This is a genomic window from Streptomyces sp. WMMC940 (genome assembly GCF_027460265.1).
Classification (GTDB): Bacteria; Actinomycetota; Actinomycetes; order Streptomycetales; family Streptomycetaceae; genus Streptomyces.
In genome coordinates, this window is sequence record NZ_JAPZBC010000001.1 from 852,260 (window position 1) to 869,624 (window position 17,365).

At 73.0% G+C, this 17,365-nt stretch carries 15 protein-coding genes; 9 read left to right on the top strand and 6 right to left on the bottom strand.

The window, feature by feature from the left end; all coding sequences use genetic code 11:
* The first annotated feature begins 406 nt into the window (after nucleotides 1-406).
* The 3 genes from O7595_RS03880 to idi all read left to right on the top strand — a co-directional run bounded on the left by O7595_RS03880 (nucleotide 407) and on the right by idi (nucleotide 3,532).
* The gene (locus tag O7595_RS03880; protein ID WP_269727312.1) at nucleotides 407-1,348 is read left to right on the top strand and encodes a cation diffusion facilitator family transporter; all 942 of its coding nucleotides are present in this window, start codon (nucleotides 407-409) and stop codon (nucleotides 1,346-1,348) included.
* Between the two features lie 192 nt (nucleotides 1,349-1,540).
* Nucleotides 1,541-2,794, top strand: a complete 1,254-nt coding sequence (locus tag O7595_RS03885) for a bifunctional class I SAM-dependent methyltransferase/N-acetyltransferase (RefSeq protein WP_269727313.1) — start codon at nucleotides 1,541-1,543, stop codon at nucleotides 2,792-2,794.
* A 144-nt stretch (nucleotides 2,795-2,938) separates the two neighbouring features.
* Nucleotides 2,939-3,532: an isopentenyl-diphosphate Delta-isomerase gene (gene idi, locus O7595_RS03890; RefSeq protein WP_269727314.1), complete on the top strand. Its 594-nt coding sequence runs from the start codon at nucleotides 2,939-2,941 to the stop codon at nucleotides 3,530-3,532.
* Nucleotides 3,533-3,574: 42 nt separating this feature from the next.
* On the opposite strand, the gene O7595_RS03895 is transcribed toward idi, so the two are convergent.
* Together O7595_RS03895 and O7595_RS03900 are read right to left on the bottom strand one after the other, a co-directional pair.
* The gene (locus O7595_RS03895) at nucleotides 3,575-4,045 is read right to left on the bottom strand and encodes an ATP-binding protein (RefSeq protein WP_269727315.1); all 471 of its coding nucleotides are present in this window, start codon (nucleotides 4,043-4,045) and stop codon (nucleotides 3,575-3,577) included.
* Between the two features lie 137 nt (nucleotides 4,046-4,182).
* Nucleotides 4,183-4,842 carry an HdeD family acid-resistance protein gene (locus O7595_RS03900; RefSeq protein WP_269732355.1) on the bottom strand — a complete coding sequence of 220 codons (660 nt, stop codon included), beginning with the start codon at nucleotides 4,840-4,842 and terminating at the stop codon, nucleotides 4,183-4,185.
* A gap of 193 nt (nucleotides 4,843-5,035) precedes the next feature.
* Here O7595_RS03900 and O7595_RS03905 point away from each other — a divergent pair, with 193 nt between their 5' ends.
* The gene (locus O7595_RS03905; RefSeq protein ID WP_269727316.1) at nucleotides 5,036-5,812 is read left to right on the top strand and encodes an enoyl-CoA hydratase/isomerase family protein; all 777 of its coding nucleotides are present in this window, start codon (nucleotides 5,036-5,038) and stop codon (nucleotides 5,810-5,812) included.
* 167 nt (nucleotides 5,813-5,979) lie between these two features.
* On the opposite strand, the gene O7595_RS03910 is transcribed toward O7595_RS03905, so the two are convergent.
* Together O7595_RS03910 and O7595_RS03915 are read right to left on the bottom strand one after the other, a co-directional pair.
* Nucleotides 5,980-6,624, bottom strand: a complete 645-nt coding sequence (locus O7595_RS03910) for a DJ-1/PfpI family protein (protein WP_269727317.1) — start codon at nucleotides 6,622-6,624, stop codon at nucleotides 5,980-5,982.
* A 179-nt stretch (nucleotides 6,625-6,803) separates the two neighbouring features.
* A complete protein-coding gene (locus O7595_RS03915) occupies nucleotides 6,804-7,766 on the bottom strand; it encodes a GlxA family transcriptional regulator (protein ID WP_269727318.1) in 963 nt (320 codons plus the stop codon).
* Between the two features lie 190 nt (nucleotides 7,767-7,956).
* On the opposite strand from O7595_RS03915, the gene O7595_RS03920 reads away from it, so the two are divergent.
* The 4 genes from O7595_RS03920 to O7595_RS03935 all read left to right on the top strand — a co-directional run bounded on the left by O7595_RS03920 (nucleotide 7,957) and on the right by O7595_RS03935 (nucleotide 12,693).
* Nucleotides 7,957-8,820, top strand: coding sequence for an SCO6745 family protein (locus tag O7595_RS03920; protein WP_269727319.1), 864 nt, complete (start codon nucleotides 7,957-7,959; stop codon nucleotides 8,818-8,820).
* A 355-nt stretch (nucleotides 8,821-9,175) separates the two neighbouring features.
* Nucleotides 9,176-9,310: an LPFR motif small protein gene (locus O7595_RS03925; protein WP_269727320.1), complete on the top strand. Its 135-nt coding sequence runs from the start codon at nucleotides 9,176-9,178 to the stop codon at nucleotides 9,308-9,310.
* A 116-nt stretch (nucleotides 9,311-9,426) separates the two neighbouring features.
* On the top strand, nucleotides 9,427-11,808 hold the full coding sequence (locus O7595_RS03930) for a Tex family protein (protein ID WP_269727321.1): 2,382 nt from the start codon (nucleotides 9,427-9,429) through the stop codon (nucleotides 11,806-11,808).
* A 366-nt stretch (nucleotides 11,809-12,174) separates the two neighbouring features.
* Nucleotides 12,175-12,693, top strand: coding sequence for a hypothetical protein (locus tag O7595_RS03935; protein ID WP_269727322.1), 519 nt, complete (start codon nucleotides 12,175-12,177; stop codon nucleotides 12,691-12,693).
* A gap of 356 nt (nucleotides 12,694-13,049) precedes the next feature.
* On the opposite strand, the gene O7595_RS03940 is transcribed toward O7595_RS03935, so the two are convergent.
* A complete protein-coding gene (locus tag O7595_RS03940; protein ID WP_269727323.1) occupies nucleotides 13,050-13,466 on the bottom strand; it encodes a hypothetical protein in 417 nt (138 codons plus the stop codon).
* A gap of 12 nt (nucleotides 13,467-13,478) precedes the next feature.
* A complete protein-coding gene (locus tag O7595_RS03945; protein ID WP_269727324.1) occupies nucleotides 13,479-15,116 on the bottom strand; it encodes an ABC-F family ATP-binding cassette domain-containing protein in 1,638 nt (545 codons plus the stop codon).
* Between the two features lie 641 nt (nucleotides 15,117-15,757).
* On the opposite strand from O7595_RS03945, the gene O7595_RS03950 reads away from it, so the two are divergent.
* Nucleotides 15,758-17,239, top strand: coding sequence for a right-handed parallel beta-helix repeat-containing protein (locus O7595_RS03950; protein WP_269727325.1), 1,482 nt, complete (start codon nucleotides 15,758-15,760; stop codon nucleotides 17,237-17,239).
* The last annotated feature ends 126 nt before the right edge of the window (nucleotides 17,240-17,365 follow it).

A 17,365-nucleotide genomic window follows, 5' to 3' on the forward strand; every position in this document is an offset into this window, starting at 1 on the left:
GAAGCGCGAGTTCACCGAGGTTTCCCGGTGAGGACGCTCCCGCTCGTCCCGCCGGCCACGTCCTCGGTCCGGGCTTCCCTTGCCCTGGACGGGGACCGGCCGCCGGTGCCGCGACCGAGATCATCATCGTCGATCAGTGGCCGACCCCACAAACCGCCCCGGGCGGCACCGGTGCCCCTGGCACCGCGTGGTGTCGAGTCCGCGTCGGCCGGCTGGCCGCCGCACCGCCCCGAGGCGGCCCCGCACCGAGCTGCCCCGGCGGCTGCCCAGCGCCCTGACCAGCTGACGTAACCGCAGGTCAGGATATATGACAACGGTGTTCAGCGTCGTGTTGCCCGGTACCCCCCACCCGTAGTTGACTGGCCACTCGGGCAGATCGTTCACCGTGATCCGGGAGGCTTCTCGCATGGGGGCAGGGCACGACCACGGACACGCGCACGGCGGTCGCCCGCCGACGGGGACCGCGGCCGCCGCCCACCGGGGACGGCTGCGGGTCGCGCTGGCGATCACGCTGGGCGTGATGCTCCTGGAGATCGCCGGCGGTGTGCTGGCGGACTCGCTCGCCCTGATCGCCGACGCCGCCCACATGGCGACCGACGGTCTGGGCCTCGCCATGGCACTGCTCGCGATCCACTTCGCCGGCCGCCCGCCCGACGCGAAGCGCACCTTCGGCCTGGCCAGGGCCGAGATCCTGGCCGCCCTCGCGAACTGCGTGCTGCTGCTCGGCGTCGGCGGTTTCCTGCTGTACGAGGCGATCCAGCGCTTCATCACCCCGGCCGAGACCAAGGGCGGTGTCGCCATCACCTTCGCCCTCGTCGGTCTGGCCGCGAACGTGGTGTCGCTGTTCCTGCTGATGCGGGGGCAGAAGGAGAGCCTCAATGTGCGCGGCGCGTATCTGGAGGTCCTCGCGGACGCGCTCGGCTCCGTGGCGGTGCTGATCTCCTCGGCCGTCATCCTGGCGACCGGCTGGCAGGCCGCCGACCCGATCGCCTCGCTGCTGATCGGCCTGATGATCGTGCCGCGGACGGTGAAGCTGCTGCGGGAGACGCTGAACGTGCTGCTGGAGGCGGCGCCGAAGGACGTCGACATGGCCGAGGTCCGCGAGCACATCCAGGCCCTCCCCGGCGTCGTGGACGTGCACGACCTGCACGCCTGGACCATCACCTCCGGGATGCCGGTCCTCTCCGCCCACGTGGTGGTGGCGCCCGGATTCCTGGACGCGGTGGGCCACGAGAGGATGCTGCACGAACTGCAGAGCTGCCTCGGCTCGCACTTCGACGTGGAGCACTGCACGTTCCAACTGGAGCCCGGCGGTCACGCCGCGCACGAGGCGGGCTACTGTCACTGAGGGCTGCTGGACCGACGCAGCCGTGTCCGTGCGGGACCGAGAGGAGCTGAGGTTGATGACGGTCGCAGTCGACGCTGCCCTGCGCAGCCCCCGGTCCACCGTCGGCCTCCGGGTTCCCGGCCGCTCACCTTCCGTACGCTGACCTGATCCGTACGTCGGCCGGAGCCCGTCTCGTCCAAAAGGGTTCCCACATTGTCCGACAACGCTTTCAACGACGCCTTCTTCGCCCTTCACCACGGGCTGCCCCGACAGGGTCCGGGCTCCGACGCCACCACCCGCCGGCTGCTGGGGCTCGCGGGCCCCGTCCCGTCGCGTCCGAGGGTCCTCGACCTCGGCTGCGGCCCCGGACGTGCCGCGCTGCTGCTGGCGGCCGAGGCAGGGGCCGAGGTCACGGCCGTCGACCTGCACGAGCCGTTTCTGGACGAGCTGAGGCAGGCCGCCCGGGCGCGCGGTCTCACCGACCGTATCCGTACCGTGAACGCCGACATGGGCGCGCTGCCCTTCCCCGACGGGTCGTTCGACCTGGTGTGGGCCGAGAGCTCGGCCTACGCGATCGGCTTCGCCACGGCGCTCGGGTCCTGGCGGCGCCTGCTCGCACCGGGCGGCACCCTGGTCCTCACCGAGTGCGAGTGGACCTGCGCCGAACCGAGCCCGTCCGTCCGCGCCTTCTGGGACGAGCACTGTCCGCTGCGGACCACGGCGGCCAACGCCGCTGCGGCGGTCGACGCCGGCTATCGCGTCATCGGAGTGCACCGTCAGCCCGAGAGCGACTGGCAGGAGTACTACGGCCCGCTCGGCGACCGGGCCGCCGCCGTCGGCGCGGAGGGACGGACGCCGGCGACGGACGCCGCCCTGGAGGCCACCCGGGCGGAGATCGCGATGCGCCGTGACCACGGCGCCGAGTACGGCTGCACCGGCTATGTGCTGCGGCCCGCCGACCCCCGCTGGCGGGTCCGCCCGGAGACGGACCCCGACCTCCCCGCCGTGCACGCCGTCAACGCGGCGGCCTTCCCCACGGACGGCGAGGCCGAGCTCGTGGACGCGCTGCGCCGGGACCCTTCGGCGTGGCTGCCGGGGCTCTCGTGGGTGGCCGAAGCGCCGGACGGCTCCGTCGCGGCGTACGCGCTGCTCACCCGGTGCCGGGTGGGCGGCGAGCCCGCGCTGGCGCTGGCCCCCTGCGCCACCGCGCCGCGGTACCAGGGGCAGGGCGCGGGCTCCGCGGTGATCCGGGCTGCGCTGGACGCCGCCCGGGTCCGGGGTGAACGGCTGGTCGTGGTGCTCGGCCATCCGGAGTACTACCCGAGGTTCGGTTTCGGGCGCGCTTCACGGCTCGGCATCCGGCCGGGCTTCGAGGTGTCCGACGAGGCGATGATGGCCCTGGTGCTGGACGGTTCCGACGCGGCGCCGCAGGGCATGATCACGTACCCGGAGGCGTTCGGGGTCTGAGGAGTCCGAGCCGCCGTCCGTGCCCGCGTGCTCCCCGCACGACGGGCACGGACATGCCCAGGGGCGGTGAAGTGCGGGCAAGCCGCTTTTGTACGGCAGACTGGGGGCGCCCCTCAGGGCCGAGGACCGAAGCGAAGGATGGCTATGCCGATCACACCCGCCACCGCGCCGAACAGCTCGCCGAACGGCACCACGCAACAGATCCTGCTGGAACTGGTCGACGAGACCGGCCGAACCATCGGCACCGCGGAGAAGCTCTCCGCCCATCAGGCGCCGGGACAGCTGCACCGGGCGTTCTCCGTGTTCCTCTTCGACGAGCACGGGCGGCTGCTCCTGCAGCGGCGGGCGCTCGGCAAATACCACTCTCCCGGAGTCTGGTCGAACACCTGCTGCGGGCACCCCTATCCGGGCGAGGCCCCGTTCACGGCGGCGGCCCGGCGCACCCATGAGGAGCTGGGCGTCTCGCCCTCGCTGCTCGCCGAGGCCGGGACCGTCCGCTACAACCATCCGGACCCGGCCTCGGGCCTGGTCGAGCAGGAGTTCAACCACCTCTTCGTGGGCCTGGTGCAGTCGCCGCTGCGGCCGGACCCGGAGGAGGTCGGGGAGACGGTGTTCGTGACGGCGGCGGAGCTCGCGGAGCGCCACGCCCGGGACACGTTCTCGGCCTGGTTCACGACGGTGCTGGACGCGGCGCGCCCGGCCGTCAGGGAGCTCACGGGCCCGGCCGGAGGCTGGTGACCCGCCGGGCCTCCTCGCGAAGCCCCTTCCGGCGCGGCGGCCCTACAGGGGCGCCGCGCCGCTCACGGGGACGAGCGGCAGAGCCGCCCAGATAATCTTTCCGCCGCCCGACGTGTGCTCGACGTCGCACTCGCCGCCCGCCTCCCGGGTGATCTCCTTGACGAGGAGCAGTCCCCGGCCGCCCGTCTGGGCGGAGTCGCTCTCCAGGGCCTTGGGCCGGTAGGGGTGGTTGTCCTCGACGGCCACCCGGATCCACTCCGGACCGACCGCCACCTCGACGGCCACCTCCGGCGAGAGCAGGGCCGCGTGCCGGACGGCGTTCGTGACCAGCTCGGACACGATCAGCAGCAGTCCCTGCAGGACCTCGTCGTGGACCGGCACGCCCTGGCGGCGGACCAGATCGCGAACGGCGTGCCGGGCCTGCGGTACGGACACGTCGAGTGCGGGTGCGGTGAACCGCCAGACGCCTTCGTACGACAGTGGCCGGGCCGGGACGCTCCCGGGGCTCTCCATAGTCCCGCACCCACCCTCGTGAAACGTCGCTGGGAACCGTTGTGTACACGAGTGTTGGGAATGCGCTGGTCCATACCGGCCTGCTGACCAGAAGTCAGCCCCTATCGACGGCTCCGGACCGGGTTATTGCGTTCTGGTCAGTTCTTCGATCGATCCGGGTCCTCCTCTGATGACCTCTCGAACGGACCGGCGGAGGCCGGACCGGACGCCGCCCCGGCTTCTTCCCCACCCTGCCCGCCGTCCGTGACCAGCTCGACGATCCGACGGCCGCCCACGCCGATCGCGATCAGCCCCAGGCCGTCGAAGAGCAGGGCGAGGGAGAAGAACACGCCGAGGACGTAGCGGCTGCTCTCGGGCCAGTTCGCCAGCACCAGGATGCCCAGCAGCAGGCCGAACGCGCCCTGGAGCAGGGTCCAGCCGAACTGCGGCCCCCGCACCACCAGGGACCCCACCAGCCGGAAGAGCCCGCCGGTGAGGAAGAGCAGCGCGGCGAACATGGTCAGCGCCTCCGCGCTGCCCTCCGGGTGGCGGATGACGACCACACCGGCCGCGATGTTCAGGGCGGCGACGACCACACTGAGCCAGAAGAAGCTGCTGCCGCGGGACTCGACCGCCTGGAACAGTCCGACCAGCCCGCCGACGAGCAGCAGCCAGCCGAAAAGGAGCATCGAGGTGAGGGTGGCGAGGCCGGTGTAGACGAGGCCCACGATCCCGGCGATCACGAGGATCACACCGAGGGCCGCCAGCCAGCCGAAGCTGCGGCGGAGCTTTCTGCCCTCCTGGGCGGGACCGGTCATGGGTGCCTCCTCGTCGTGCCCTCCCCGGTCGCTGCGGTCCTCGTCGACTCCGCGGTCCTGGACGGTTTCGCCGCCTCCGTCGGTTCGGCCGCTTCCGTCGTCGCTGCCGACGGCGCCGGTGTCGTCGCTGGTCGTCGGCGCCGGCACCCCCGTCCTGATCATAGGTAGGGGTCCGGCGGATAGCATCCGGCGCATGGACCGGACGAACGAGGCGCACGAGGCGGAGCCGGAGGTCCGGCACACGGTGGCGGACGGGGTGGCGACCGTCGTGATCAGCCATCCCGCCAGGCGTAACGCGATGACAGCCGCGATGTGGCGGCAGCTGCCGGCGCTGCTGGACGGGCTGGGCCGCGACCCCGCCGTACGGGTGCTGGTGCTCACCGGCGACGGCGGCACCTTCTGCGCGGGCGCCGACATCACCTCCCTGAGCACGCCCGCTCCGGAGGAGTCACCGCAGGAGCTGACCGTACGGGCCGAGGAGGCGCTCGCGGCGTTCCCCAAGCCGTCGCTGGCGGCGGTCCGCGGCTACTGCGTGGGCGGCGGCTGCCAGCTGGCGGCCGCCTGCGATCTGAGGTTCGCCGAGGAGGGTGCCTCCTTCGGGATCACCCCGGCGAAGCTCGGCATCGTCTACCCCGCGACCTCGACCCGGCGGCTGGTCTCGCTCGTGGGACCGGCCACCGCGAAGTACCTGCTGTTCTCGGGCGAGTTGATCGGCACGGAGCGGGCGCTGCGCACCGGTCTGGTGGACGAGGTGCTGCCCGCCGGCGAACTGGGCAGGCGGGTGGCCGAGTTCGCCCGGGTACTGACGGCCCGCTCGCAGCTGACGCAGGCCGCCGCCAAGGAGTTCGCCGCGGGACGCACCGACCGTGACGCCCACTGGGCGGAGCAGGCGCGCGGCAGCGGCGACACCGCGGAGGGGATCGCCGCCTTCCTGGAGCGCAGACCGCCCCGCTTCACCTGGAGCGTATGAGGCGGGCCGCCGATCCGGCCGGTGAACTGCGGACCGGACCGCGGGGCTCGGGCGGGCGTGGGCGCGGCTCGGGGCGGCCGGATCCGGCTGGTGCCCGGACCGCGCGAGGCCGGACGGGCAGCCGGGCCGGAACGGTGCGGACAGTCGTGCCGCGCGGCGGGGAATGCTCAGGCGTCCGCCCCCAGGACCAGCCCCGCGTGGGTGCGCCACTGCGCCACCATCCGCTCAGGGGCCTTCGCCGGCGATCCCGCGTCATAGGGCGGCTGCGGGTCGTACTCGGTGAGGAGCTGGACCGTCTGGGCGACCTCGTCGCCGGCGATCCGGCCGAGCAGGTGGAGCGCCATGTCGATCCCGGAGGAGACGCCCGCGGCGGTGACGTACTTGCCGTCGAAGACCACGCGCTCCCCCGTCGGCTCCGCGCCGAAGGGCACGATGTCGTCCAGGGCGAGCCAGTGGGAGGTGGCGCGACGCCCTTCGAGCAGTCCGGCCGCGGCCAGCACGTGCGAGCCGGTGCACACGGACGTGGTCCAGGTGCTGGTCGCGTCGGCCGTGCGGAGCCAGTCGAGGATCGTCTCGTCGAGCATGGCGCGCCGTGAGCCGGGTCCGCCGGGGACGAGCACGATGTCCGGCGCGGTCACCTCGTGGAGCGCCCGCTCGGCGGCCACGACGAGGGAGCCCTGGTCGTTCCGCACGGGACCGGCCTCCTCGGCGACGAACACGGTCTCCGCCCCGGGCAGCCGGGACAGCAGCTCGTAGGGGCCGATGGCGTCGAGGCTGGTGAAACCGTCGTAGAGCACGATGGCGATCTGCATGGCGGATCCTGTCCTTGTCGGCGGCCGCTCTCGCGGTCGGGCGGTCGGGCGGGCGGTCCCGCAGTGGGTCCCGCGGTTCTTCCGGCGGTCGCTGCGGCGGTTGTTCCGGCGGCGCCTCCGCGGTCGCCGCCGCGGCCGGGCCGGCCGCCCCTGGGGTCGGTCGGGCCTTTCCCGGTCGTTCAGCGGGCGGGTACGTGGAAGCGGCGCCGGTACTCGGCGGGCGCCGCGCCGAGAGCCTTCACGAAGGCGCGGCGCATCGCCTCGGGTGTCCCGTAGCCGCAGGCACGGGAGACCTCCTCGATGCCGTGGCCGGTGTCCTCCAGCAGCCGACGGGCGTGCTCCAGGCGCACCTGGTCGACGTACCTCCCCGGCGTGGTCCCCGTCTCGGCGCGGAACGCGCGGGCGAACTGGCGGGGCGACAGGGCGGCGAGCCCCGCCAGCGCCCCCACGGACAGGTCGCCGTCCGGGTGGTCGGTGATGTACTGCTGCACGTCGCGCAGCGGTTCACGCCGGGCGCTCTGGGCGGCGAGCTGGGCGCTGAACTGCGACTGGTTGCCGGGCCGGCGCAGGAACACCACCAGGTGGCGGGCGATGGTCAGAGCCGTCCTGCGTCCCAGATCCTCCTCGACCAGTGCCAGCGCCAGGTCGATGCCCGCGGTGACCCCGGCCGAGGTGGCGAGCGAACCGTCGCGCACGAAGATCGGCTCGGGATCCACCTCCACCTCCGGGTAGGCACGGGCGAGTCGGTCGCAGACGGACCAGTGGGTGGTCACCCTGTGGCCGTCGAGCAGACCGGCCTCTGCGAGCAGCAGGGCCCCGGTGCACACCGAGACGAGACGGGCGGCGGTCCCGGCGTTGGCACGCAGCCAGTCGACCAGCGGGGGATCCGGCCGGCGCGTGCCCTCCCCGCCCGGCACGACCAGCGTGTGCGGCGGATCGCCGGCGCCGAGGGGCGCGTCCGGGACGACGGTGAGCCCGCTGGAGGTGCGCACGGGCCCGCCGTCGAGCGAGGCGGTGCGCACGGCGTACCGGAACGGAGCGTGCGGTGCCTGGTTGGCGCCGGCGAAGACCTCGACCGGGCCGGTGACGTCGAGGCTCTGCACTCCGTCGAAGAGCACCACGAGCACGGTTCGCTGCTGCATGCGTCCATCGTCCCGACCACCGCAGCATGACCGCAATGACGAGAAACCCACCAATCCTGCCATCGCGGGCGGGGACCGTCCCCTCGGGAGATCCGGAACCCCGCCCCTTCGGGCAGCGAAGGGAGATTCCCCGCGGGCGGAGGGAGCCCACCGCCTTCACGTCGTACCGACCAGTCGGTAACGTGCGGGCATGAGCTCTCTGCACCCACGCGCGGGACGCCGCTGCCACAACGCCGTCAATCCGCTCCACTCCACCGTGTACTTCTCGCCCGACTACGCGAAGGAGCTCGCGGGGATCGGTGTCGAGGACACCAGTGCCGCCTACTTCGCGGGCCGCGCCGCCGCCCTGGGAGCGGTCGGGCCGGGCACGGTCGCGGCGACCTTCTACAACTTCAGCCACGAGCTGATAGCCCGGCATCTCCCGGCCGTCTGGGACACCGCGTCGCCCGCCACGGTGCTGGACGCACGGATGCGGGCGGTGGACGCGACGCTGCGCCGGCTGCTCGGCGACGACACCCTCGCCTCGCCGGCGATGGCCGAAGCCGCCCGCCTGGCACTGCGCGCCACCGAGGCCTGCACCCGGCCCGCCCGTCCGCTGTACGCCGCACACGCCGACCTGCCGGTACCCGAGGAACCGCACCTCGCCCTCTGGCACGCGGCGACCCTGCTGCGCGAGCACCGCGGCGACGGCCATCTCACCGCGCTGCTGTCCGCCGGGCTCGACCCGCTGGAGGCACTGGTCAGCCACACCGCGACCGGCAAGGGCATGTCGCCACGTTGGATCCTCGCCAGCCGCGGCTGGCGGCGCACCGACTGGGAGGCGGCCTCCGATCGGCTGCGCGAACGCGGGCTGCTCGACGCCGACGGCGAGTTGACCGAGGCGGGCACGGCGCTCCGCGCCGAGTTGGAGGAGCACACCGACCGGCTCGACCTCGCTCCGTACGAGCACCTGGGCGAGGCGGGCGTCGAACGCCTCACCGAGCTGGGCCGCGGATTCCTCATGGCGGCCGCCGCGGCCGGCGCATTTCCCCCCGACCTCACCGGCAAGGGCTGACCGGCGGAGGCAGCCGGCCCGGGCAGGCCGACGGGGCAGTCGGCAGAGGATTGCCGGTACGAGCCCGGCCTCCGGGGCCGACCGGCAGCAGCCGGCGGCCGTCCCGGCATACTGCCGCGGGCCGGGACCGAACGGCACGGGAAGGACGGCACGGGAAGGACGGCACGGGAAGGGCCGCACGGGAAGGGCCGCACGGGAAGGGCCGCACGGGCAGGATCCCAGGGGCAGGACGGCGGCACCTCGTCGGGCGGGCCGGTCGACGTTCGGCCGCAGCGGACCGGGCGGGGTTTGGCGGCACGGGGCACGGCAACCCGGAACCGAGCACGACAACGTGTCCGAACCGAGGAGGCAAACCGTGTTCCGTGCCATCGCCGACGCGCTCAGGGCCCTCGGCGGCGTCGTCGCCGCCGTCGTCACCTTCCCGTTCCGCCTGCTGGCCCGTCTCTTCGGCGGCGCGTCGGGGCGCGGGCGTCGCACGCGCCGCGCATAGGGGGGACGCGCGACACGGCCCCCGCCCACCCGGCAGAATGCAGCCGAAGAGATCGCGCGGGCACCGGTCCGCGCGGCCTCCAGGCACAGCCGGTATCGGAAGGCGAGTCGGGAACCGTGACGACGTCCATCGAAGGCAGGATCGCCGAGGAGCTCGGCGTACGGGAGCGGCAGGTGAAGGCGGCCGTCGAGCTGCTCGACGGCGGGTCCACCGTCCCGTTCATCGCGCGCTACCGCAAGGAAGCGACCGAGATGCTCGACGACGCGCAGCTGCGCACGCTCGAGGAGCGGCTGCGCTATCTGCGGGAGCTCGAGGAGCGGCGGGCGTCGGTGCTCGAGTCCGTACGCGAACAGGGCAAGCTCACCGACGAGCTCGAGGCGCAGATCCGGGCCGCCGACACCAAGGCCCGCCTGGAGGACATCTACCTCCCCTTCAAGCCCAAGCGGCGCACCAAGGCGCAGATCGCCCGCGAGGCCGGGCTGGAGCCGCTCGCCGAGGGGCTGCTCCACGACCCCACTGTCGAACCCCTGGCGGCCGCCGCCGCGTTCGTCGACGCCGACAAGGGCGTCGCCGACGCCGCGGCCGCGCTGGAGGGCGCCCGGGCGATCCTCACCGAGCGCTTCTCCGAGGACGCCGACCTCATCGGCGAACTGCGGGAGCGGATGTGGACCCGAGGCCGCTTGGCGGCGAAGGTCCGTGACGGCAAGGAGGAGGCCGGGGCGAAGTTCGCCGACTACTTCGACTTCGCCGAGCCGTTCACCGAACTCCCCTCGCACCGCGTGCTCGCGATGCTGCGCGGCGAGAAGGAGGACGTGCTCAGCCTGGAGCTGGAGCCCGAGGAGCCCACGGACGGCCCGTCGACGTACGAGGGCATGGTCGCCCGCCGCTTCGACGTGGCCGACCGGGGCCGACCGGCGGACAAGTGGCTGCTGGACACGGTGCGCTGGGCGTGGCGGACCCGGATCCTCGTGCACCTCGGGATCGATCTGCGGCTGAGGCTGCGGACGGCGGCCGAGGACGAGGCCGTACGCGTCTTCGCCGCCAACCTGCGGGACCTGCTGCTGGCCGCCCCCGCCGGCACGCGCGCGACGCTGGGCCTCGACCCCGGCTTCCGCACGGGTGTGAAGGTGGCCGTGGTGGACGCGACCGGCAAGGTCGTCGCCACCGACACGATCTACCCGCACGTGCCCGCGAACAAGTGGGACGAGTCGCTCGCGAAGCTGGCCCGGCTGGCGAAGGAGCACGCCGTCGAGCTGGTCGCCATCGGCAACGGCACGGCGTCCCGCGAGACGGACAAGCTGGCCGCCGACCTCATCGCGAGACACCCGGAGCTGAAGCTCACCAAGGTGATGGTCTCGGAGGCGGGCGCGTCGGTGTACTCGGCGTCCGCGTTCGCCTCCCAGGAACTGCCGGGGCTCGATGTGTCGCTGCGCGGCGCGGTGTCCATCGCCCGCCGCCTCCAGGACCCCCTCGCGGAGCTGGTGAAGATCGACCCCAAGTCGATCGGCGTGGGCCAGTACCAGCACGACCTGTCCGAGGTGAAGCTCTCGCGTTCGCTGGACGCGGTCGTCGAGGACTGTGTGAACGGCGTCGGCGTCGATGTGAACACCGCCTCCGCGCCACTGCTCTCCCGGGTCTCGGGCATCGGTACGGGTCTCGCCGAGAACATCGTGGCCCACCGCGACCAGAACGGCCCGTTCCACTCCCGCAAGGAGCTCAGGAACGTGGCGCGGCTCGGCCCGAAGGCGTACGAGCAGTGCGCGGGCTTCCTGCGGATCCGCGGCGGTGACGACCCGCTCGACGCCTCCAGCGTGCATCCCGAGGCGTACCCGGTGGTGCGGCGCATGGTGAAGACGGCCGGCAGCGAGGTCGCGGCGCTCATCGGCAACACCGGCGTGCTGCGGTCGCTGCGCCCGGACGACTTCGTCGACGAGACCTTCGGTCTGCCGACGGTGACGGACATCCTGCGGGAGCTGGAGAAGCCGGGACGCGACCCGCGTCCCGCGTTCCGGACGGCGACCTTCAAGGACGGCGTCGAGAAGATCTCCGACCTGGCGTCCGGGATGGTGCTGGAGGGCGTCGTCACCAATGTCGCGGCGTTCGGTGCCTTCGTGGACGTCGGCGTCCACCAGGACGGTCTCGTGCATGTCTCCGCGATGTCGCGCACGTTCGTCAAGGACCCGCGGGACGTGGTGAAGCCGGGTGACGTGGTCAAGGTGAAGGTCCTCGACGTCGACATCCCGCGCAAGCGGATCGCGCTGACCCTGCGGCTGGACGACGAGGCCGCGGCGCAGTCGGGCGGCGGTGGCGGTCAGCGCCGCGACCGGGGTCAGGGCGGCGGACGGCCGCCGCAGCAGCGCCAGGGCGGCCGCGACCGCAGGGCGGGCGCCGGCTCGAGCTCCTCGGGACGCCAGACGGCCGCCCCGGCCAACAGCGCGATGGCGGACGCACTGCGCCGGGCCGGTCTCCTCGACGACAAGCGACGCGGCGGGCGCTGACCCCGCCACGGCCGCGCGGTCCGGTCCGCGCGGCCGGGTCCGCGCGCCGGGGCCACCCGGCCCGCCGAGGGGGCACGGCCGTCGCTGCGCCCGCCTCCCCGATCGCCACCGTGCTCGCGCGGCGGTGCCTGCCGCTCGGGGGCGGGCGCCCGGACCGGTCGACGGGACCTGACGTCCTCGCCCACCCTCCCGAACGCGACCGCCGTATGTGTTCACACGGGCACGGAAAGCGGGTGTGACCTGCGTCCTGTCGTCGTGCGGACCGCCGCTCCTACCCTTGTCTGCCACTCGCACGCCTGGCGCGGAGGCGCTCGCCCGACCCGGCGCGACCACGGCGAGCACACGTCGAGGATGGTTCCGCCCCACATGCCCACTGATCTGTCACCCGTCATCGCCGCCGCCACCCGCTGGCTCCTGTCGGCGTTCCCGCCGGAGGCCGGTGCGCTCGACCGTGCGCTGGCCGAGGCCCAGGCCGGACAGGCGGCGACCATCGCCGCCGCCCTGCGCTACCCGACCGAGCTGGACGCGGAGCTGCTGCATCTCCTCGGCCCCGGGGGCACCGCGCGACTGGACGCGGTCGGCGGAGCCGACGAGGCGCCGGACGGACCTGAACACGTCTGGCGCACCTGGGTGGACGAGACCGTCGTCAGCTGGGCGGCCTGTCTGCTCGCCGACGCGGAACTCGCGGCCCTGGCGGCGGCCTGCGTCTCCGCGACCCACCACGGTGCCGGCTCCGTGGGTGCCGCGCGGCGCCTGACCATTCCCAGCCCACGCGACCACCGCGCGGCGCCGCTGCTGCGCCACCCCGACCTGGTGGGCCCCGTCGCCGAACTCCATCGGGACACCCTGTGCCGGCTGCTCGCCGCCACGAGCCCGAGCGCTTAGCCCGACGGCCCGGCCGGCCGCGGTCCCACGGAGCGCCCGCGGGCCGGCGCCGGATCCGGCTCCCTCCTCGGTCCCCGCGCTCGTCCGGGCCCCTCCTCGGTCTCCGGTCCCCGCGCTCGTCCGGGCCCCTCTTCGGTCTTCGGTCCCCGCGCCCGTCCGATCCCCGCCGTCCTCCGATCCCCCGGTCGTCCGGTCCCGCGGTCGTCCGGTCCCTGCTCGGTGTCCGGGTGCCCGGGGCGGCCGCAGTCACCCGTACGCCTGATCGCGCGCCGCCCGCTGCCCCGCACCACCGCGCCGCCGGCGGCCGGGACTCCCGACGCCGGCCCATGTCGGGCGGAGCCGCCGCGGCGCGGCGCTCAGACCCGCGGAGGGCCCGGCAGAAAACGCAGCGCCCATGCCGCACGCTCGGCGACGACCGGGTCCGGGTCCTTCGTCAGCGGTTCCAGCAGGGCGCGGGCCCCGTCCGGGTCGGACTGGACCAGGTCGACGATCTCCGTCGCCAGACCGTCCTGGTCGTCGCCGAGGTCGACGGCCGAGGCGCGGAGCAGCAGGGGGAGCGTGCCGGTGCCGCCGAGTGACGCGATCACGCCGCCGAGCATCTCGCGGGCGTAGAAGTTCCCTTCGCCGAGGAAACGATTCATCGCCGCCTCCAGACGGGGCAGCAGGGCGCGGTCGCCGGACGCCGCGACGGTGTCGGCGAGGGCGATCGCCTCGTCGACGGAGTCGAGGCTGTCGAGGAGTTCGCACAGCCGGTTCAGGGGGTCGGTCGTCATGCTCGGCCTTCTTCAGGACTCGGTGACCTTGCCGTGCGCCACTTCCAGGCGCCGGGTCGTGCGGACGGTGTCCAGCATCCGCCGGTCGTGGGTGACCAGGAGCAGCGTGCCCGTGTACGAGGCGAGCGCGGACTCCAGCTGTTCGATGGCCGGCAGGTCGAGGTGGTTCGTGGGCTCGTCGAGGACGAGCAGATTGACGCCCCGGCCCTGGAGCAGGGCGAGCGCCGCCCGGGTCCGCTCCCCCGGGGACAGACTGACGGCCGGGCGCAGGACGTGGTCCGCCTTGAGGCCGAACTTGGCCAGGAGGGTGCGGACGTCGGCGGGCTCGGTGTCGGGAACCGCCGCGCAGAACGCGTCCAGCAGTGAGTCCGTGCCGTGGAACAGCCGACGGGCCTGGTCGACCTCGCCGACGACGACGCCGGAACCGACGGCCGAGTGCCCGGAGTCCAGCGTCAGGCGGCCGAGGAGGGCGGCGAGCAGCGTCGACTTGCCGGCTCCGTTGGCACCCGTGACGGCGACGCGGTCGGCCCAGTCGATCCGCAGCGACACCGGTCCGAACCGGAAGTCACCCCGCCGCACCTCCGCGTCGCGGAGGGTCGCCACGACCGACCCCGAGCGGGGAGCGGCCGCGATCTCCATCCGTAGCTCCCACTCCTTGCGGGGCTCCTCGACCACGTCGAGCCGTTCGATCATGCGCTGGGTCTGTCGGGCCTTCGCGGCCTGCTTCTCGCTCGCCTCGCTGCGGAACTTGCGGCCGATCTTGTCGTTGTCACCCGCCTTGCGCCGGGCGTTCTTGACTCCCTTGTCCATCCAGGACCGCTGCATCCGGGCCCGGCCCTCGAGGGCGGTCTTCTTGTCGGCGTACTCCTCGTACTCCTCGCGCGCGTGCCGCCGCGCGGTCTCCCGTTCCTCCAGATATGCCGCGTAGCCGCCGCCGTAGAGGGTGATCCGCTGCTGGGCGAGGTCGAGCTCGAGGACCTTGGTGACCGTGCGGGTGAGGAACTCGCGGTCGTGGCTGACGACGACCGTCCCGGCTCGCAGGCCGGTGACGAACTCCTCCAGCCGCTCCAGGCCGTCCAGGTCGAGGTCGTTGGTCGGCTCGTCGAGGAGGAAGACGTCGTAGCGGGAGAGGAGCAGGGAGGCGAGTCCGGCCCGGGCGGCCTGGCCGCCGGAGAGCGAGGTCATCGGCTGGTCGAGGCCGATGGCGAGGCCGAGCGAGCCCGCGACCTCCTCGGCGCGCTCGTCCAGGTCGGCACCACCGAGCGCGAGCCAGCGCTCGAGGCTCGCCGCGTAGGCGTCGTCGGCGCCCGGCGTACCGTCGACGAGGCCCTGGGTGGCCTCGTCCATCGCGCGCTGGGCCGTGTCGACCCCGGTCCGGCGGGCGAGGAACTCCCGTACGGTCTCGCCGTCCCGCCGTTCCGGCTCCTGCGGGAGGTGGCCCACCGAGGCGGCCGGCGGGGAGAGCCGCAGCTCACCGTGTTCCGGGGTGTCGAGGCCGGCGAGCAGGCGGAGCAGGGTGGACTTCCCCGCGCCGTTGGCGCCGACGAGGCCGATCACGTCGCCGGGCGCGACGACGAGGTCGAGCCCGGCGAAGAGGGTGCGGTCGCCGTGTCCGGCGGCGAGGTCCTTGGCGACGAGGGTTGCTGTCATCAGGGGATGGATCCTAGTAGGGCCTTGTCGGGTGGTGTCGTGCGGCTGCCACGGCAGGGTCCGTCGGAAGGTGGGGGCAGGTGCCGGTCCGGGTGTTGATGATGTGTCGGAGGATGTCCCGTGCCTGGTGGGGGTCAGGCCCTGGCAGGTGCTCTCGCCACCGCACCGCCGCCACCGCCCGCCACGCCGGCCGAGCTCGCACCGCCGCGAGCCGGGGGCCTCGTACCACCGGCGAACCACCGGACACCCACCGCGACGGGACCGGCCGACAAGGCCCCGCCCGCAGCACCGGCTGACGGCCCCCGCTCCCGTAACGAGCCCTGGCGCGACAACCGGGGCTGCCGCACGGACGGGTGGAAGTCGGTTTCATGCCACCGGCGCCGCGACGGGCCGCACGGTGGTCTCGTACTCGACGGGTCAACGGGACGGCCCGGCATGGCCGGGGAGGGACACACCCTTCCAGCCGATTATCCGATTTACACCTCTTAGCATGTTTTTATGTGTCTCCTTTTGTCCGTCAGACGGCTCGTGACATGCCGCCAGCCTGGAGGAGAAGACACAAGATGCCTCAAACGCCCAGAACGGACGGGGTACGCCGTCCGGGGAGTCCGTCCCTGAGTCGCCACTGGAAACTGGCCGTGGTGGCCGCGGCCGGAATCGCCACCCTCACCGGCGGGACCACCCTGATCAGCGGTCGAACGGTGACCGCCGAATCCGCTGACGCCAAGGCCCCAGCACACCGGGCCGCCGTCCCCGCCCGCGGCGGTGACGGCGTCGACGAACAGGAGTACCGGTCCGGGCATGCCGACGACCGTGGCTGGGGAGACGGCGCCGACGAGGACCGCAGCTCGGGGTCCGAGGACGAGCACAGCGCGCGTGGCGAGGGCGACAACTCCGACAACCGCCACGAGAAGGGACCGGACGGCCACGACGAGCAGAGCTCAGGCTCACGTGACCAGGGCGGCGCCGGTACCGACGACGAGCACGCCCGCGAAAAGGTGCCCTGTGACCCGAATGCGCTGATCGCGGCCATCACCGAGGCCAACACCGAAGGCGGCGGAACGCTCAGCCTGGCTGAGAAGTGCATCTACACCCTCACCGCCAACCAGGACGGCAACGGCCTCCCCGAGATCATCCAGCCCATCACCATCCACGGCAACGGCGCCACCATCGCCCGCGCCGCCAACGCCGACCAGTTCCGCTTCTTCCAGGTCTCGGCCGGCGGCGACCTCAAGCTCCGCCACCTCACCCTCACCCGCGGCAGAGCACCGGAAGACCAGAGCGGCGGCGCGATCCTCGTCAACCCCGCAGGGCGCCTCGACCTCGACCACACCACGCTCACCCACAACACCGTCACCGACGATGACGCGGACGCCACCGGCGGCGCCATCCACAACGAGGGCATCACCCGCGTGCGCAACACCACACTCAGCCGCAACACCGCCCCAGACGACAACGGCGGTGCCATCCACAACGTGGGCACACTGAGCATCACAAGCTCCGAACTCACCCACAACACCGCAGCCAACGCCGGCGCCCTCAGCTCGACCGGAACGGTCGAGATCAGCAAGAGCCTCATCAGTCACAACCACGCCGGCGACGCCGGCGGAATCCTCCTCAGCGAGGGCGTGATGGAGATCGTGTCGAGCAAGATCAGCCACAACACCGCCGGCGAGGGAGACGGCGGGGGCATCGTCAATTCGGAAGGGGCACTGTATGTCCGCGGCAGCGCCATCAGCCACAACACCGCCTTCGACGATGCCGGTGGCCTGAGCCTGGCGAGTGACGCGGTGATCGAGGACAGCACGATCAAGGGCAATGTGGCCGTCGGCGGCGACGGCGGCGGCATCTTCATGGAAAGTGATGTCGCGATCCGTGGCAGTCAGGTCACGGAGAACCAGGCCCCCGGCGACGGCGCCAGCGGCGGCGGCATCTTCCTGAACGAAAGCAGTAGTTCGCTCACACTCACCGACTCCAAAGTGACGAAGAACCTCTCGGACGCGCCCGCGGGCGGCATCCACAACGAGGGCACCGTCACCACCTACGGCAAGGTCCGTATCATCGACAACGTCCCCACCAACTGCTTCGGCAGTCCCAACCCGGTCCCTAGCTGCTTCGGCTGACGCCCCCGAGCAGGCCACCACAACCGACCACCGCCTCCGGCAGCCCCTCCCGCCCCACCGCAGGCCCGCTCGCGCTCGTTCGCGGGCCGAGTGAGGGCTGGGGGGCTTGCGCCGGTGCGGGTTCGG

Bases quoted from the DNA above. Each gene is read 5' to 3' on its own strand.
- O7595_RS03880 (WP_269727312.1), top strand. From the start codon at position 407: ATGGGGGCAGGGCACGACCACGGACACGCGCACGGCGGTCGCCCGCCG.
- idi (WP_269727314.1), top strand. From the start codon at position 2,939: ATGCCGATCACACCCGCCACCGCGCCGAACAGCTCGCCGAACGGCACC.
- O7595_RS03895 (WP_269727315.1), bottom strand. From the start codon at position 4,045: ATGGAGAGCCCCGGGAGCGTCCCGGCCCGGCCACTGTCGTACGAAGGC.
- O7595_RS03900 (WP_269732355.1), bottom strand. From the start codon at position 4,842: ATGACCGGTCCCGCCCAGGAGGGCAGAAAGCTCCGCCGCAGCTTCGGC.
- O7595_RS03905 (WP_269727316.1), top strand. From the start codon at position 5,036: ATGGACCGGACGAACGAGGCGCACGAGGCGGAGCCGGAGGTCCGGCAC.
- O7595_RS03910 (WP_269727317.1), bottom strand. From the start codon at position 6,624: ATGCAGATCGCCATCGTGCTCTACGACGGTTTCACCAGCCTCGACGCC.
- O7595_RS03915 (WP_269727318.1), bottom strand. From the start codon at position 7,766: ATGCAGCAGCGAACCGTGCTCGTGGTGCTCTTCGACGGAGTGCAGAGC.
- O7595_RS03920 (WP_269727319.1), top strand. From the start codon at position 7,957: ATGAGCTCTCTGCACCCACGCGCGGGACGCCGCTGCCACAACGCCGTC.
- O7595_RS03935 (WP_269727322.1), top strand. From the start codon at position 12,175: ATGCCCACTGATCTGTCACCCGTCATCGCCGCCGCCACCCGCTGGCTC.
- O7595_RS03940 (WP_269727323.1), bottom strand. From the start codon at position 13,466: ATGACGACCGACCCCCTGAACCGGCTGTGCGAACTCCTCGACAGCCTC.
- O7595_RS03945 (WP_269727324.1), bottom strand. From the start codon at position 15,116: ATGACAGCAACCCTCGTCGCCAAGGACCTCGCCGCCGGACACGGCGAC.